We start from the raw sequence: 15,872 nt of genomic DNA, 5'->3' as shown, positions 1-15,872 counted from the left end.
CTCATCGTGAATGACGGGCGAGGCCTTCCTGTGCGCCAGGTTACTTATCTGCGCACTGTCGCCGACGACCCGGTGCAAGCGCTCGTCATCCGCCTGCGTCACAACAGCGCCGGGCGAATGGTCGAGCAGCAGGACCCGCGACTGCCCGTGCCCAATCTTGTAAATGTATTCGGGTTGAGTGATCAGCCTCTCAGGGTCGACAGTGTCGATTCCGGCTGGCGTCTGGCCTTGCCCGGGCCTGCTGGTGAAATCCTTCAACGCTGGGATGCGCGCCAGTTCCACTGGCGCATGAACTACGATCCGCAGGTGCGTCTTGTTGCCGCCGAAGAATCAACACACGCGGACAGTGAACGTTTCACTTACGCCGATGGCCTGGCAGACCATTCTCACAATCTGCGCGGCAAATTGACCGCGCTGACCGACCCTTCCGGCGCCTTGCGACTGGACAGTTATGACCTGACTGGCCTGCCGCTGCGCGAAACACGCGATATTCTTGGCGACATATTTATCAGCCGTCGCACCTTCAGCCCTCTCGGCGCGTTGCTGACGCAAACCGACGCCGGTGGCCACCAGCAGCAGATGCATTACTCCGTCACCGGGCAATTGCATCAAGTGAGTCTTCAACTCAAGGACGAAACCCGGCCAAAACAAATTCTGCAAGCTGCGAGTTACAACGCTGCTGGTCAGATCGTGGAGCAATTGACCGCCAACGGCATCATCACGACCTGGACTTACGATCCGGCCGACAATCGATTGATGTCGCAAAAAAGCGGGATGACTGGCGAGAAGCCCCGTCTGTACTTGACCTACCAATATGACCCGATGGGCAATGTCCTGCGCATCGAAGATCACACGCTGACAACGGTTTATTTCGCCAACCAGCAGGTGGAAAGTCACCGCGACTTTGCCTATGACTCGCTGTACCGCTTGATCCGGGCCAGCGGTTTCGAAGGACAGGCACCGCACCTGCAACCCGGTTTGCCCGAGCTGATCAGCCCCATCGACACAGGGCGCCGCTACAACTACGTGGAGCATTTCGAATACGACAAAGGCAACAACCTGATCGAATTGCGTCACGTGCGCGAGGGCAACTGCCACACGCGGCGAATGTGCATCGACCCGTTCAGCAATCGCGGCTTGCCCTGCAAAACCGCAGAGCCTGAGCCGATTTTCGACGAACACTTCGACCCGCACGGCAATCTGACAAACCTGCACCCCAATGGCCAGCAGCTGGGCTGGAACATCCACGATCAACTGGAAAAAGCCATCCTGCTCAGACACCGCAACGGTTTACCGGACGACGAAGAGACATATCGCTACAGCCAGGGTGAGCGCGTCTACAAATCCCGGGTCTCTCATACATTCAAAACCTCGCACTGCCATGATGTGCATTACCTGCCGGGACTGGAAATCCATACCCGCAACGACGGCCAGATCCTGCACGTGATCAGCCTGCCGCTGGCACTGGGTAATGTGCGCTGCCTGCACTGGCATTCGGGTCAACCTGAGGAAATCGAACAGAATCAGTTGCGCTTCCACGGCGACGACCACCTCGGTTCATGCACGATCGAACTGGACGGCCATGGGGCACTGCTCAGCCTTGAGTTCTACTACCCTTACGGCGGCACCGCATGGCGAGCAACGCGCAAAATCGTTGAGGCCGATTACAAAACCATTCGTTATGGCGCCCGGGAAATGGACGCCAGCGGTCTGTATTTTTTCGGCGCACGCTATTACGCACCGTGGTTGTGGCGCTGGATCAGCGCCGATCCGCAAGGCGATATCGACGGGCTGAATCTGTACGCGATGGTCGGCAACAACCCCATGCGCTACATCGATCGCCACGGCACGGAGCGTGAGGAAAGCGCCGCACGCCAACAGATCACCGAGTATTCGAATCTGCTGGAACAGGTAAACGGCGAACTGAAGAAACTCAACTATCAGCTCTACAATCTCACGCGTACCCGTGACATTTACAAAACCGCCGGAAAGAAACTGGCGTTCAGCGTCGTGACGTTTTTTGCGGCCATCAAAGCCGGAGCAATCGGTGCATCCATCGGCGGTGCGGCTGGCAGCGTGACCGGACCCGCAGCGCCCATCGTTGCACCGGTGACGGCGGCGATCGGGGGAGTTCTGGCTGCTGAAGCCACTGCGCGGGTCATGGAAAAAATCGGCGAAGAAACAACTCTGGGTTATTCGATCATGCCCGACCCCGCTGCACTTTCCGTGAAAAGTCTGAAAAGCAAAGCCGCCTCCACCTCCTTCAGCCTCATGCAGATCGCTGACAGCTTCAACCCGAACACATCGCAAGGCCTGATTAAAACAGGCATCGAAGCCACCGCACGAACCGTCGGCAAACACCTGGGTGTGCCCTACTTGAAACAGGCGTTGAACATTGCCAGACAAATGGCCCACCTGACCGAAGCGCTGAATGATTCGTGGGGCCAGGGTGATCTGAATCAAGTCAATGTGAAACTGGATGAACTGACGGTGTTCCTCGACAGCGAAGAAGCCAAGGCTCTGACCAACGCCAGCATGGTGGAGGACGCGGCTGAGTTCTCGGCGCTCGAACAGGAAATGAAAGTGGCGCGCAGTGCACTCAAACAATCGAGAAACCTGCTGGGCAGAGTCTCGGCACATCTGGATCAGAAACACCGCGCGGCGTAAATCCAGGTGACAACAGGAGAGTAAGAGCATGTCGGCAGCCATTCACCGATGCACCCCGCACGTGACGAGCCATGATCCTCGCGGTCTGGCCGTCAAGGCAGTGGATTATCTGCGCACGCCGACTGACCAAAACACGGTCACGCTGATCACACGACAGGTTCATGATGTAGCCGGGCGCCTGGTGGCCAGCCGCGACCACCAACGCCGGGATGATGCTTCGCCTCCCAACCTGGCGAGTGTGTACAGTCTCTCAGGACAAATACTTGAGCTCGACAGCATCGATAGTGGCTGGCGCCTGAATCTGCCCGGGCCCGGCGGGGAAATACTGCAACGCTGGGACGCCCGCCAATATCACTGGTGCATGACCTACGATGAGCAACTGCGGCTGCTCGTCATGGAAGAGTCCACCGGTTCAGACACCGAGCGCTATACCTATGCCAACGGACTGATCGATGCCGCCTACAACTTGCGTGGCCAAATGCGCGAACTGCATGACACGTCGGGCAAGCTGACCTTTGACAGTTTTTCTCTACTGGGGTCACCGCTCGATCAAACGCGCCTGTTCGCAGACGCCCGCCCCCATCGTAGTCGCCAGACCATTGGCCCGATGGGACAGGTATTGATTCAAATCGATGCCGCAAATCACGTTCAGGATTTGCGTTATGACGTTGCCGGTCAGCTCAAACAGGTGTTTCTACAGCAAAACGGAACCGACCAGGCGCAAACCGTACTGCACGAGACTCGTTTCAATGCTGCCGGGCGAATAATTGAACAACGCGACGGTAACAACGTGGTACGACGTTGGGATTACGACCCAGCCAATGACCGGCTGACAAAGGCTCGCGCCGGTCTGCCTGGCGAGCCTCTCTTTCAGGATCTGGAATACTCGTACGACAACGTCGGGAATGTCCTGCAGATCATCGATCACACCTTCAAACCGAAGCATTTCGCCAATCAATACATCGACGGCCAACGTGACTTCACGTACGACTCGCTTTATCGGCTGCTCAGCGCCACCGGTCACGACTCCCTGCCCACTCCAGACCTGCCGGGGCGCCCACAACCGAGCGAACCTGACCAGTTACGTAATTACACCCAGCGTTATACGTACGACCCGGTTGGCAATCTGATCATGCTGGTACACGAGCGTGAGGTGGGTGGCTACACACGAAAAATGCGCGTTGCTCCTGCGAGCAACCGCGCGTTGCGCTGGCAGGATGATGAGCCGGATCCTGATTTCGAGCGTTTTTTCGATGCACACGGCAACCAGCGAAAACTTCAGCACGGGGCCGACTTGCTTTGGAATGCCCGCGACCAACTGAACCAAGTCACAACGCTCACACACCGCAACGGCTTACAGGATGATCGCGAAACCTACCTCTACAGTCAGGGCGAGCGAGTCTCAAAACAATGGGAGGCTCACACCCCGCGCACCGCACATTTTCATCAGGTGCGTTATCTGCCGGATCTGGAAATTCACACCTGTGACAATGGCGAAGAGCTCCATGTCATCTCGCTGCCGGGAAACGTAAGGTGCCTGCACTGGCACGCATGCCTTCCCGTCGACATCGATAACAATCAATTGCGCTACAACCTGACAGATCACTTGGGTTCAAGCACCATCGAGCTTGATCAACTGGCTCGCTTGATCAGCCAGGAAAGCTATTACCCCTTCGGTGAAACGGCGATCTGGCTGCCACGTTCAAAAAGTGCAGTCGATTACAAAACCCTTCGGTATTCGGGTAAGGAAATGGATGCCAGCGGTTTGTATTACTACGGTGCGCGCTATTACGCGCCGTGGCTGCAACGCTGGATAAGTGCTGACCCGGCAGGGCATGTGGACGGGCTGAATCTGTATGGGTTTGTCGGTAATAATCCACTGCGCTACATAGACGATTCAGGCTTTGAAAAAAGCGAAGCAGAAAAGCGCAAGGAAATTGAAGCACTGAGGAAAAACATTAAAGCGGGCTACAAAATAGTCGACAGAGAAGACCAACTGCTCGCCCATCTGTTTTATCCGGAGGACAGGCATGCGCAGATAACCAAAAGCACTGTATCCACCATAGTGACTGGCGCTGTGAAAACAGGTGCCGGGCTCGTCGGAGGCATCGCCGGAGGGGTGGCAGGGACTTTTCTTCTCCCAGGTGCAGGCACAACTGCCTTCGCCGTCGCTGGAGCGTTCGCCGCCAAAGAAGCCGCCTCCCAAGGCATGAAGCGCCTTGCTAAAAAGACAGACATGGAGACATCCATTACACCCAAGGCGAAAAACATCTCTTGGCAGAAAGCCAGGGAAAAAAATCTCGCGATCCTCTCTGTTGACTACGCGTCCAGTAAATTCACGGAAAACAACCCGCTGTCCAGTGAAGGTCAAAAACCATTATTAAAATTGGTAGTAAAGAAAGCCGCATCTAAACTGATCGTCTTCGGCGCTGCTGAATTGATGGAACTCAAACTTATTGCCGATGAAGCCCAGGATGGTGAAGACGGTCTGAGCCCAATGAAACTTAAAGGTCTGGACGACGCATTGGTGAAATTGGAAAAAGACGCAGAGAAAGACTATCAAGCAGTAATGGGCCTCTATGATGCGGAAAACATAGTCATATACAAACCTGCAGGTTTACGCAGCAAGGAAAAGCATATCACCGCACAAAGCATTACTCAGGAATGGACTGATTTTCGCGCTTTGATTCACAAGGCCCGTGGGAGAATTGCCAATTACAAAGTGCATAAAGGTCAGGCGAGTATCAGTTAAGAGGGTGCCCGACGTCAGAAGCAGGGCAACAGTTCTGGAGAAAACGTACGGGCACTCAAAGCACTAATTTTTTCCGAGACGCAAGCCATCGATGATGGCGTGCTATCGTGCCAGCCCCTTACTGCTCGCCTGTTGCCTAGCATGCATGCATCTGTCCGCACTTTAAGACTGTTGGCCTTCATCCTGCTGATCATCGCCGGTGCCGCGCTGGCCGCGACGCTCGCCATCCGCCATGCTGAACGTCAGGCGCTGGAGGAGGACGCAGCGCGTGCCAACCAGCAACTGGCTTTATATGCCAACTCGTTGCACACCCTGATCGACCGCTATCGTGCCCTCCCCGCCGTGCTGGCGCTGGACCCGCAATTGCGTGCGGCGCTGACGGGACCTGTCGACGCCGAACAACAGAACGCCCTGAATCTGAAACTGGAAAAGATCAACGGCGCGGCGCAGTCCTCGACCCTTGAATTGCTCGATCGCACGGGTCTGGCCGTGGCTGCGAGCAACTGGCGTCTGCCGAGCAGTTACGTCGGCCACAATTATGGTTTCCGCCCGTACTTCAGCCAGACCCGCACCCAGGGCAGCGGGCGGTTTTACGCGGTGGGCGTGACCAGTGGCATTCCCGGTTATTTTCTTTCCAGTGCCGTGCTGAGCGACAACAACGAGTTCCTCGGCGCGATGGTGGTCAAGCTGGAGTTTCCCGAACTTGAACGCGAATGGAGCCAGGGCAGCGACACGCTGCTGGTGAGTGACGCGCGCGGGATTATCTTCATCGCCAACCAGCCCGGCTGGCGTTATCGCTCGCTGCGCCCGTTGAACGCCAGTGACATGGCCGAGATCAAGGCCACACGCCAATACGACAAACAATCGCTGGTGCCGTTGACGCATCTTGCCTTGCGCAGCTTCGACGACAACAGCGACCTGCGTCGTGTCGAAGGCCCGCAAGGCACGGCCGATTACTTGTGGGAGTCGCTGCCGCTGGCGGCCGAAGGCTGGACGCTACACCTGTTGCGTCATCCGCAAGTGGCCTTCGAAGACTTGCGCAATGCCGGCCTCGCCGCCGCCGGGGTGTGGCTGGCGCTGGTGTTTCTGCTGTTGTTCCTCAATCAGCGCTGGCGCCTGTCGAAAGTCCGCCAACGCAATCGCGAGGAGCTCGAGCAACTGGTCGAAGAACGCACCCGTGACCTGCGCACCGCACAGGACGGTCTGGTGCAGTCCGCCAAGCTTGCGGCGCTGGGGCAGATGTCCGCCGCGCTGGCCCACGAGATCAACCAGCCGCTGACCGCTCAGCGCATGCAACTGGCCACCCTGCGCCTGCTGCTCGACCATGGCCGCGTCGACGATGCTTACAAAGCGCTGAAACCGGTGGATGAAATGCTCACGCGCATGGCTGCCCTCACAGGCCACCTCAAGACCTTCGCCCGCAAAAGCCCCAGCGGTCTGCGCGAACGTCTGGATCTGGCGACCGTGGTCGATCAATCCTTGCAATTGCTCGATGCGCGGCTGCGCGACGAGCAAGTCAGTCTGGTGCTGCATCTGGCCCGCCCGGCGTGGGTGCGCGGGGATGCGATCCGACTGGAACAGGTGCTGATCAATCTGTTGCGCAACGCCCTCGATGCGATGCAGGGCAAACCGTGCAAACGCCTGCAAATCCGCCTCGAAGCCGACGAGCAATTGTGGTGTCTGAGCGTCAGCGACAATGGTGGCGGGATTGCCGACGAGCATCTGAATCAGGTGTTCGATCCGTTCTTCACCACCAAACCGGTGGGCGACGGCCTCGGCCTCGGGCTGGCGGTGTCGTTTGCCATCGTGCATGAATCCGGCGGGCGCTTGAGCGTTGAAAACGGCGAGCACGGCGCGGTGTTCACCCTGACCCTGCCGATCGATCTGGAGGCTCACATCTGATGCTCAATTCGGTGATGGTGGTCGATGACGAAAGCAGCATCCGCAGCGCGGTCGAACAGTGGCTGAGCCTGTCGGGGTTTGAGGTGCAGCTGTTCAGTCGCGCCGAGGATTGCCTGGCCGCCCTGCCCGCGCATTTTGCCGGGGTGATCCTCAGTGACGTGCGCATGCCCGGCATGGGCGGCCTGGCCTTGCTGGCCGAGGTGCAGCGCCGCGACGCCGATCTGCCGGTGATTCTGCTGACCGGCCACGGCGATGTGCCGATGGCCGTCGAAGCGATGCGCGACGGCGCTTACGACTTTCTGGAAAAACCGTTCAGCCCGGAAACCCTGCTCGGCAGTTTGCGCCGTGCGCTGGATAAACGTCGTCTGGTGCTGGAGAACCGTACCCTGCACGAGCAGGCCGACAACCGCGCCAGACTCGATGCAACGTTGCTCGGGGTATCACGAGGTTTGCAGACACTGCGTCGGCAGGTGCTGGATCTGGCGGCGTTGCCGGTCAACGTGTTGATCCGTGGCGAGACCGGCAGCGGTAAGGAGCTGGTCGCCCGCTGCCTGCACGATTTCGGCCCGCGCGCGGACAAGCCGTTTGTGGCGCTGAACTGCGCGGCGATCCCCGAGCAATTGTTCGAAGCCGAGCTGTTCGGCCATGAAAGCGGCGCGTTTACCGGCGCCTCCGGCAAGCGCATCGGCAAACTCGAATACGCCGATGGCGGCACGCTGTTTCTCGATGAAATCGAAAGCATGCCGCTGGCCCAGCAGGTGAAGCTGCTGCGGGTGTTGCAGGAACAGAAGCTTGAGCGATTGGGTTCCAATCAAAGCATTCGGGTTGATCTGCGGATCGTCGCAGCGACCAAACCCGACTTGCTCGACGAAGCCCGGGCCGGGCGTTTTCGTGAGGATCTGGCGTATCGCCTGAACGTCGCCGAACTGCGTTTGCCGCCGCTGCGTGACCGTCGTGAAGACATTCCGTTGTTGTTCGAGTCCTTCGCGCAGAGTGCCGCGCAGCGCTTGGGCCGGACCTTCCCGCCGCTCAGTGGTGCGCAACTGAGCCACCTGCTCAGCCACGACTGGCCGGGCAATGTGCGCGAACTGGCGAACGTCGCCGAACGGCAGGTGCTGGGGCTGGATGAACCGGCGCCGGCGATTGATCCGGGACAATCACTGGCGGCGCAGCAGGAAGCGTTTGAAGCGCAGTGCTTGCGCGCAGCCCTGACCCGCCACAAGGGCGATGTGAAAGCGGTGCTCGAAGAGCTGCAACTGCCACGCCGGACCTTTAATGAAAAGATGCAGCGGCATGGTTTGACCCGGGAAATGTTTGTTCCCGGCAGCTGAGTTTTGCAGTATTTGATCTGGCTTCTTCGCGGGTAAACCCGCTCCCACAGGGTTTTGTGCTGAACGCAGAATTTGTGTACACCAGCGACCACTGTGGGAGCGGGCTTGCCCGCGAAGAGGCCGGTACAGGCAAAAATGATCTACCCGCCAAAATGAGCAATTTTCCGCTCACCACAATTCAGTCATAAGCGGATTTCCGCCCACTTAATCTCCCCAGCCCCTCTAAACCGGCCGTCCCCTCGTTGGCACAGCTCCTGCTATAGCCCTGGCAGGCTGCGTTTCAACGCGCTCCACAAAAACAATTAAACGAAGGATCCTTCAATGGATAACTCCAACGCCCTGCCTCTTGGGTCGGCTGCCGTGCCCGCCAAAGAAAGAACCACCGCCAACCGGATCAAATCGATCTTCAGCGGCTCCGTCGGCAACATGGTCGAGTGGTACGACTGGTACGTGTATGCCGCCTTCTCGCTGTACTTCGCCAAAGCCTTTTTCCCGAAAGGCGACACCACCGCACAACTGCTGAACACCGCTGCGATCTTCGCCGTCGGCTTCTTGATGCGCCCGATCGGCGGCTGGCTGATGGGCCTGTATGCCGACAAGGTCGGACGCAAGAAAGCGTTGATGGCCTCGGTCTATCTGATGTGCTTCGGTTCGCTGATTATCGCACTGAGCCCCGGTTATGAAACCATCGGTGTCGGCGCGCCGATCCTGCTGGTGTTCGCCCGTCTGCTGCAGGGTCTGTCGGTCGGGGGCGAATACGGTACTTCGGCCACTTACCTGTCGGAGATGGCGACCAGGGATCGTCGCGGCTTCTTCTCCAGCTTCCAGTACGTGACCCTGATCTCGGGCCAGCTCATCGCGCTGGGCGTGCTGATTGTGCTGCAACAGTTCCTCACCACCGAAGAGCTGTACGCGTGGGGCTGGCGTATTCCGTTCGCCATCGGCGCGCTGTGCGCAGTGGTTGCGCTGTATCTGCGTCGCGGCATGGAAGAAACCGAGTCGTTCACCAAGAAAGAGAAGTCCAAGGAAAGCGCCATGCGCACCTTGCTGCGCCATCCGAAAGAGTTGTTGACCGTGGTCGGCCTGACCATGGGCGGCACGCTGGCGTTCTACACCTACACCACTTACATGCAGAAATACCTGGTGAACACCGTCGGCATGAGCATTTCCGACTCGACCACCATTTCCGCCGCGACCCTGTTCCTGTTCATGTGCCTGCAGCCTATCATCGGTGGCCTGTCGGACAAGATCGGCCGTCGTCCGATCCTGATTGCGTTCGGCGTGTTGGGAACGATCTTCACCGTGCCGATCCTGATGACCCTGCACACGATTCAGACCTGGTGGGGCGCGTTCTTCCTGATCATGGCGGCGCTGATCATCGTCAGCGGCTACACGTCGATCAACGCCGTGGTGAAAGCCGAACTGTTCCCGACTGAAATCCGCGCACTGGGCGTCGGCCTGCCGTACGCACTGACCGTGTCGATCTTCGGCGGCACCGCCGAATACATCGCACTGTGGTTCAAGAGCATCGGCATGGAAACCGGTTACTACTGGTATGTGACGGCGTGCATTGCCGTGTCGCTGCTGGTGTACGTGACCATGAAGGACACCCAGAAACATTCGCGCATCGTGACTGACTGATCCAGGTTTCACAGCCACTGCAACGGTGGCTGTTCTGGCCCCATCGCGAGCAGGCTCACTCCTACAGGGGAACGCATTCCAAGGTAGGAGTGAGCCTGCTCGCGATGAGGGCAACTCGGTATCAGCTCATTTCAACAGCTTGCTGCTTGCCATACCGCTTCTGCGCGTACGAAGCCCCGACAATCATCACCAACAGAATCCCCGCCAGCACCGCCGACGACCCGATGGTGCCGAAGTCCAGACCGCCCTTCTCGTGCGGCTTGGTCATCAAGTCACCCAAGGTCGCACCGAAAGGCCGGGTCAGCACGAACGCCACCCAGAACAGCACCACCGTGGAAATCTTCGTGAAGTATTTGAGCAGTACCACCACGGCAATCGTCGAGCCGATCAGCAGCGCACCGCCGGCAAAGCCCAGTCCCGAATCGTCGGCCAGGTAATCGCCCAGCGCAGTGCCGAGGGTGTTGGAAAACAGAATCGCCATCCAATAGAACATTTCGCCGCGAAAGCTCTGCACTTTGCTGACGTTGAGCGAGTCACCGCTCAAACGCCACGCCGCGAAGATCGCCAACAGAATCGCAATCAGGATCATCGACCCGGTGGCGTACCCCAGACCCAGCGTGCGATCCATGAAGTCAGACATCGTGGTGCCGGCGGTGCTGGTGGACAAAATCACGATCCAGTACAGCAACGGCTTGTAGGTCTTGGCCATTAATTGCGTGATCAGCGTCAGCACAAACACGCTGATCAGAATCAGCGAGCTGATGGCGTAGCCGACGTTGAGGGTCATCGAGAGCAAATCCCCTGCGGTCTCCCCCAGGGTCGTCGCGCAGATTTTCATGACCCAGAAGGCCAGGGTGATTTGAGGAAGTTTATTCATCGCAGGTAACGCTCCAGTGTGTGACGGCCGGTTCTTGGTTTTCTGGCCGTGGGCAGACTGGCGTTGCGCAAGTGAAAAAGCGGTCGGCAATGTATGAAAAATCTGTCACGAAACGAAAAACAGCGATTAATCGCTGATTAATCTGCACGCCCCATTCTGCATCTACCTGATCGATGACCTGCGCGACGCTCGCTCAGACGACGAAAGCGATTTAGATGCGTCGCCCTTAACATCAAGTTAATCGATTGTTTTTAGCATTTTTTTGCGCTTTTTAATCAAATTAGTTGGCGTAGCATGAACCCCATGCAAGACACACCCGCCAACGAATCCGGAGTAACGAACATGAAAACCAAACTGATCCTCGCCCTGACCCTGTCCGTACTGGCCGCCAATACCTTTGCTGCCGATGGCTCGGACAAAACCAAATCCGCCGACTTCATCAACGGTGCCAGCGCCGCCATCGAAACCAGCCACACTGGCACCTATGCCGCAGACGGCTTCGATAAAACCAGCATTGGCAAAGCCGTGGCCGCCGATGGTTTCGATAAAACCGGTACTGCGGCCGCCATTGCCGCTGACGGTTTCGATAAAACCGGTACCGCAGCGGCTATCAGCTAAGTATCAGCAGTCCCTCCACAGCCCGGCCTTGGCCGGGCTTAGTCATTTCTGCGGGATGACAATTTCTGAAGTCAACACAAAACCCCTGTAGGAGTGAGCCTGCTCGCGATAGCGGTGTATCAGTCACCCAATGCGTCGGCTGGTATGACGCTATCGCGAGCAGGCTCACTCCTACACGGGATCTTCGTCTGGCTGGAAATATGCGGGGCGTCCTTGCACTATGGCTGATCCGAAACGCAGCCTCAGGAATCACCCGCCATGCCCGATGACATCCATTTCTACGAACCCGCCAACGGCCACGGTCTGCCCCACGATCCGTTCAACGCCATCGTCGGTCCGCGCCCCATCGGCTGGATTTCCTCGCAGGATGCCAGCGGCCGGTTGAACCTGGCGCCGTACAGTTTCTTCAACGCCTTCAACTACATTCCGCCGATCATTGGTTTTTCCAGCGTCGGGCGCAAAGACAGCCTGAACAACATCGAGCAGACCGGCGAATTCGCCTGGAACCTCGCCACTCGCCCACTGGCCGAGCAGATGAACCAGAGCTGCGCAATGGTTGCGCCTGAGGTCAACGAGTTCGAACTGGCGGGCCTGACGACTGTGGCGTCCAAGGTGATTTCGGTGCCGCGGGTGGCCGAAAGTCCGGTGTCCTTCGAGTGCAAGGTCACGCAGATCATTCAGTTGCAGCGAGCCGACGGCGAGACGGTGCCGAGCTGGCTGATCCTCGGCGAAGTGGTCGCCGTGCACATCGCCAAGTGGCTGCTCAAGGATGGCATCTACGACACCGCCGCAGCAGAACCGATTCTGCGCGGCGGCGGGCCGGCGGACTATTTCCAGTTGGGGCCTGAGGCCTTGTTCAAGATGTGGCGACCGGGCGCCAACCAGTAACGCGTTACCAGATCAACTCGGCGTCATCAGTGACGCCCTTGAGTTTATCCAGCTCATTGATGGCGGCCTCGTCGGCAGCGATGGCGCCGGGGAACACTTGATCACCCAGCAGTTTGTGAAAGCGTGGTGCACCGCCATCGACCAGAGCCTTGACCGCGATTGCCGCGTGATAACCCTTGTTGCCCCCCAGTTCGACGGGGACGACTGCGGAGACTGCTTCGAAGTGTTCGAACTCTTTACGTGCCATGTCACAGATCCTGGCTCAGACGAATAAGCCGGACATTAAACCCTCAACCGGCCAGTTTGTGTACCGGCGCCGAACACTGGCCGAGAGCCTGCGCCGCCGAGACGTCTTTGAAGGTATGAAAGTCCAGGCTATTGACCACCAGCTCCTGCACCAGCTCGGCGAAGATTTCCATCGACGGGCTGTTGAAGTACGCGGTCATCATCTGTTGGTTGCTCCAGAACCCGCAAACCAGCCACAACTCGGGATCACACTGTGAATGCTGCAGGGCGAAGCTCAGGCAACCGGGGGCGGCGCGGGACGGTTCGATCAACGCGCTGAGGCGTACACCGAGTTCCGCCGAGCGCCCGGCGCGCGCTCGAACGAAGGCCATATGACTGACGGGAATCTGCTTGGACATGTTCAACCCTCCCAGGGAGTCGCGTGGCAGCCGGGGGACGGGCTGCGACAGGATCCAAGGTTAAGGGCCGGATAACCGACGCCGTTAGTCGATTCCTGCCGCCGCATTGCACAATCCTGCGAGACTGCAATCAGCCGCTGTAACAAGCTGTAAATCCGTGTCACGGCGCTGTCATACGCCGATCATGCAAGTTTGCCGGTCTGCGTCCCGTTATGGCTGGGCACGCCGGTAACGCCATGCAGAATCAGGCAAGCATTTCGCAGGATGTGTCTACCGCTGGCGCTTGCACAAACTTATGCTCTGCTCCATTCCACCTCCCCTGCCGAGGATGCCGTGCATGACGTCATTCGATCGTTTTCAAGCCCCGCCGGACGCCGACATGGAAAAACAGCGTGCGGAACTGGCGGCGATCATCCGCCGCAACACCACCGACGATGGCAGCTACGAAACTGCCATCGGCTCGCTGTACATGTCGCGCCATACCCAGTCCCATGACTTTGCCCCGGTGCTCGCGCAACCGGCGCTGTGCATCATGGCCCAGGGTCGCAAAGAGGTGCGGCTGGCCGATGAGTACTTCAATTACGATCCGTTGAATTATCTGGTGGTGTCGGTTTCGATGCCGTTGAGCGGGCGCGTGGTCAACGTTTCACCCGAGGAGCCGATCCTCGCCGTGCGCCTGGACATCGACCCGACAGAGATCACTGCGCTGATTGCCGACGCCGGCCCCATGGGCGTGCCGACCCGGCCGACCGGGCGTGGCTTGTATGTCGAACAGATCGACAGCGCCATGCTCGACGCCGTGTTGCGCCTGGCGCGGCTGCTCGATGCACCTAAAGACATCGCCATGCTCGCGCCGCTGATTCGCCGGGAGATTCTTTATCGCCTGCTGCGTAGCCCGCAGGGCCATCGTTTGTACGAAATCGCGATTGCCAACAGCCAGAGTCACCGCATCAGCCAAGCGATCAAATGGCTCAACGGCAACTTCGAGCAGCCATTGCGCATTGATGATCTGGCCAGGGAAGTGAACCTCAGCGTGTCGACCTTGCATCACCGTTTCAAGGCGATGACGGCGATGAGTCCGTTGCAGTATCAGAAGCAGTTGCGCCTGCAAGAGGCGCGGCGCTTGATGCTGGCCGAAGGGCTGGAAGCGTCGGCGGCGGGGTATCGGGTGGGCTATGAAAGTCCTTCGCAGTTCAGCCGCGAGTACAGCCGCTTGTTTGGCGCGCCGCCGCTAAGAGATCTGGCGCGATTGCGGTTATCGGTGTGACCGTCAAGAGCCCCTCACCCTAACCCTCTCCCGGAGGGAGAGGGGACTGATTGGGAGACGTTCAAGAAGTACACCGACCTGAAAGTGTTCTGCTGAATCCATAATCGATTGGATTTTTCAGGTCGATGGATAGCGCCAGACACTTCGGTCGGCCCCCTCTCCCTCCGGGCGGTCCGACGTTTCGGGAGGGCTGGGGTGAGGGGTAATTCGGAGTCAGACCTCGCTCTAAGCCCCCAACACCCGACACGCCTCACTCGGCAACGTCACCGACACCGGATGCCCGATCCCCAGTCCAATCCCCTGACACGGCGTACTCAGCGCCGTGAACGTCACCCCGGAACATTCCACTGTGGTCTCGATGGTCGCGCCGATGTCGCGCACGAACGTCACTTTGCCCAGCAAGCGATTGCCCGCCGTCGCCTGCGGCGCGGACAGTTGCAAGTCTTCCGGACGGATCAGCATTTTCACTTTCTGCCCGACCACAATGCTGCTGCAGATCGGCACTTGCAAGGCGTCGCCACCCGGCAGGCCGACCTTGCCGTCGCCCAGCGCGGTGGCCGGGAAGATGTTCCCCGAACCAATGAAGTCGGCGACAAATTCGTTGGCCGGATGCCGATAGATTTCAATCGGCGTGCCGATCTGCTGCACCTTGTGTTCGCCCAGCACCACGACAATGTCGGCCATGGTCATGGCTTCGCGCTGATCGTGAGTCACCATGATCGTGGTGATGTTCAGGCGTTGTTGCAGTTGGCGGATTTCCACCTGCATCGACTCGCGCAACTTGGCGTCGAGCGCCGACAGCGGTTCGTCGAGCAAAAGGATTTTCGGGTGCGAAGCAATCGCCCGGGCAATCGCCACGCGTTGGCGTTGACCGCCGGAGAGCTTGGCCACCGGGCGATTGATCATCGCCTGCAACTGGATCAACTCCAGCAACTCGACCACGCGTTTTTGCTGATCGGCCTTGCTGACGCCGCGCAGTTTCAGCGGATAGGCGATGTTCTCGCCGACGGTCATGTGCGGGAACAATGCCAGCGACTGGAACACCATGCCGAAGTTGCGCAGATGCGCCGGGGTGTGGCCGATGTCCTCGCCGTCCAGGCGGATCTCGCCGCCGCTGAGGGTTTCCAGGCCGGCGATCATTCGCAGCAAGGTGGTTTTGCCGCAGCCCGACGGGCCGAGGAAACACACCAGTTTGCCTTCCGGCAGATGCAGGTTGACGTCTTGTACCGCGCAAGCCGAGCCGTAGAATTTCTCGACGTTTTCCAGAATCAGTCCAGTCATGTTG

Annotated in this window: 12 protein-coding genes; 8 read left to right on the top strand and 4 right to left on the bottom strand. The window is 58.7% G+C overall.

All coding sequences use genetic code 11. The features are described from left to right. Window positions 1–30 precede the first annotated feature (30 nt). The 5 genes from F2P67_RS26295 (at window position 31) to F2P67_RS26275 (ending at window position 10,293) form a co-directional block, all read left to right on the top strand. The gene (locus F2P67_RS26295) at window positions 31–2,667 is read left to right on the top strand and encodes an RHS repeat domain-containing protein (protein WP_343045183.1); all 2,637 of its coding nucleotides are present in this window, start codon (window positions 31–33) and stop codon (window positions 2,665–2,667) included. Between the two features lie 28 nt (window positions 2,668–2,695). Then, complete coding sequence (locus F2P67_RS26290; protein WP_166225809.1) at window positions 2,696–5,419, top strand: RHS repeat domain-containing protein; 2,724 nt, start codon at window positions 2,696–2,698, stop codon at window positions 5,417–5,419. Window positions 5,420–5,560: 141 nt separating this feature from the next. Then, window positions 5,561–7,321: an ATP-binding protein gene (locus tag F2P67_RS26285; protein ID WP_166225806.1), complete on the top strand. Its 1,761-nt coding sequence runs from the start codon at window positions 5,561–5,563 to the stop codon at window positions 7,319–7,321. After that, complete coding sequence (locus tag F2P67_RS26280) at window positions 7,321–8,652, top strand: sigma-54-dependent transcriptional regulator (RefSeq protein WP_166225803.1); 1,332 nt, start codon at window positions 7,321–7,323, stop codon at window positions 8,650–8,652. Before F2P67_RS26285 ends, F2P67_RS26280 begins: the two co-directional genes overlap by 1 nt. A 321-nt stretch (window positions 8,653–8,973) precedes the next feature. Then, window positions 8,974–10,293, top strand: a complete 1,320-nt coding sequence (locus F2P67_RS26275; protein WP_166225800.1) for an MFS transporter — start codon at window positions 8,974–8,976, stop codon at window positions 10,291–10,293. A 121-nt stretch (window positions 10,294–10,414) separates the two neighbouring features. On the opposite strand, the gene F2P67_RS26270 is transcribed toward F2P67_RS26275, so the two are convergent. Beyond that, complete coding sequence (locus F2P67_RS26270) at window positions 10,415–11,170, bottom strand: COG4705 family protein (protein ID WP_166225797.1); 756 nt, start codon at window positions 11,168–11,170, stop codon at window positions 10,415–10,417. A 342-nt stretch (window positions 11,171–11,512) separates the two neighbouring features. Here F2P67_RS26270 and F2P67_RS26265 point away from each other — a divergent pair, with 342 nt between their 5' ends. Both F2P67_RS26265 and F2P67_RS26260 read left to right on the top strand, forming a co-directional pair. Further along, window positions 11,513–11,788: a hypothetical protein gene (locus F2P67_RS26265; protein ID WP_166225794.1), complete on the top strand. Its 276-nt coding sequence runs from the start codon at window positions 11,513–11,515 to the stop codon at window positions 11,786–11,788. A gap of 258 nt (window positions 11,789–12,046) precedes the next feature. After that, window positions 12,047–12,676 (top strand): flavin reductase family protein, encoded by a 630-nt coding sequence (locus tag F2P67_RS26260; RefSeq protein WP_166225792.1) that lies wholly within the window; start codon window positions 12,047–12,049, stop codon window positions 12,674–12,676. A gap of 4 nt (window positions 12,677–12,680) precedes the next feature. On the opposite strand, the gene F2P67_RS26255 is transcribed toward F2P67_RS26260, so the two are convergent. Both F2P67_RS26255 and F2P67_RS26250 read right to left on the bottom strand, forming a co-directional pair. Then, complete coding sequence (locus tag F2P67_RS26255) at window positions 12,681–12,923, bottom strand: hypothetical protein (RefSeq protein WP_103305532.1); 243 nt, start codon at window positions 12,921–12,923, stop codon at window positions 12,681–12,683. Between the two features lie 43 nt (window positions 12,924–12,966). Next, a complete protein-coding gene (locus tag F2P67_RS26250; protein WP_166225789.1) occupies window positions 12,967–13,320 on the bottom strand; it encodes a putative quinol monooxygenase in 354 nt (117 codons plus the stop codon). A gap of 337 nt (window positions 13,321–13,657) precedes the next feature. On the opposite strand from F2P67_RS26250, the gene F2P67_RS26245 reads away from it, so the two are divergent. Further along, window positions 13,658–14,587 (top strand): AraC family transcriptional regulator, encoded by a 930-nt coding sequence (locus tag F2P67_RS26245; protein WP_166225786.1) that lies wholly within the window; start codon window positions 13,658–13,660, stop codon window positions 14,585–14,587. Between the two features lie 225 nt (window positions 14,588–14,812). Here F2P67_RS26245 and F2P67_RS26240 read toward each other — a convergent pair whose 3' ends face one another. Continuing rightward, window positions 14,813–15,868, bottom strand: coding sequence for an ABC transporter ATP-binding protein (locus F2P67_RS26240; protein ID WP_166225783.1), 1,056 nt, complete (start codon window positions 15,866–15,868; stop codon window positions 14,813–14,815). Window positions 15,869–15,872: the final 4 nt, after the last annotated feature.

The organism is Pseudomonas atagonensis, assembly GCF_011369485.1.
Lineage (GTDB): Bacteria > Pseudomonadota > Gammaproteobacteria > Pseudomonadales > Pseudomonadaceae > Aquipseudomonas > Aquipseudomonas atagonensis.
This window is presented reverse-complemented; position numbering and strand designations above follow the sequence as displayed.

Bases quoted from the DNA above. Each gene is read 5' to 3' on its own strand.
- F2P67_RS26245 (WP_166225786.1), top strand. From the start codon at position 13,658: ATGACGTCATTCGATCGTTTTCAAGCCCCGCCGGACGCCGACATGGAA.
- F2P67_RS26250 (WP_166225789.1), bottom strand. From the start codon at position 13,320: ATGTCCAAGCAGATTCCCGTCAGTCATATGGCCTTCGTTCGAGCGCGC.
- F2P67_RS26265 (WP_166225794.1), top strand. From the start codon at position 11,513: ATGAAAACCAAACTGATCCTCGCCCTGACCCTGTCCGTACTGGCCGCC.
- F2P67_RS26275 (WP_166225800.1), top strand. From the start codon at position 8,974: ATGGATAACTCCAACGCCCTGCCTCTTGGGTCGGCTGCCGTGCCCGCC.
- F2P67_RS26240 (WP_166225783.1), bottom strand. From the start codon at position 15,868: ATGACTGGACTGATTCTGGAAAACGTCGAGAAATTCTACGGCTCGGCT.
- F2P67_RS26270 (WP_166225797.1), bottom strand. From the start codon at position 11,170: ATGAATAAACTTCCTCAAATCACCCTGGCCTTCTGGGTCATGAAAATC.
- F2P67_RS26255 (WP_103305532.1), bottom strand. From the start codon at position 12,923: ATGGCACGTAAAGAGTTCGAACACTTCGAAGCAGTCTCCGCAGTCGTC.
- F2P67_RS26260 (WP_166225792.1), top strand. From the start codon at position 12,047: ATGCCCGATGACATCCATTTCTACGAACCCGCCAACGGCCACGGTCTG.
- F2P67_RS26285 (WP_166225806.1), top strand. From the start codon at position 5,561: ATGCATGCATCTGTCCGCACTTTAAGACTGTTGGCCTTCATCCTGCTG.
- F2P67_RS26290 (WP_166225809.1), top strand. From the start codon at position 2,696: ATGTCGGCAGCCATTCACCGATGCACCCCGCACGTGACGAGCCATGAT.
- F2P67_RS26280 (WP_166225803.1), top strand. From the start codon at position 7,321: ATGCTCAATTCGGTGATGGTGGTCGATGACGAAAGCAGCATCCGCAGC.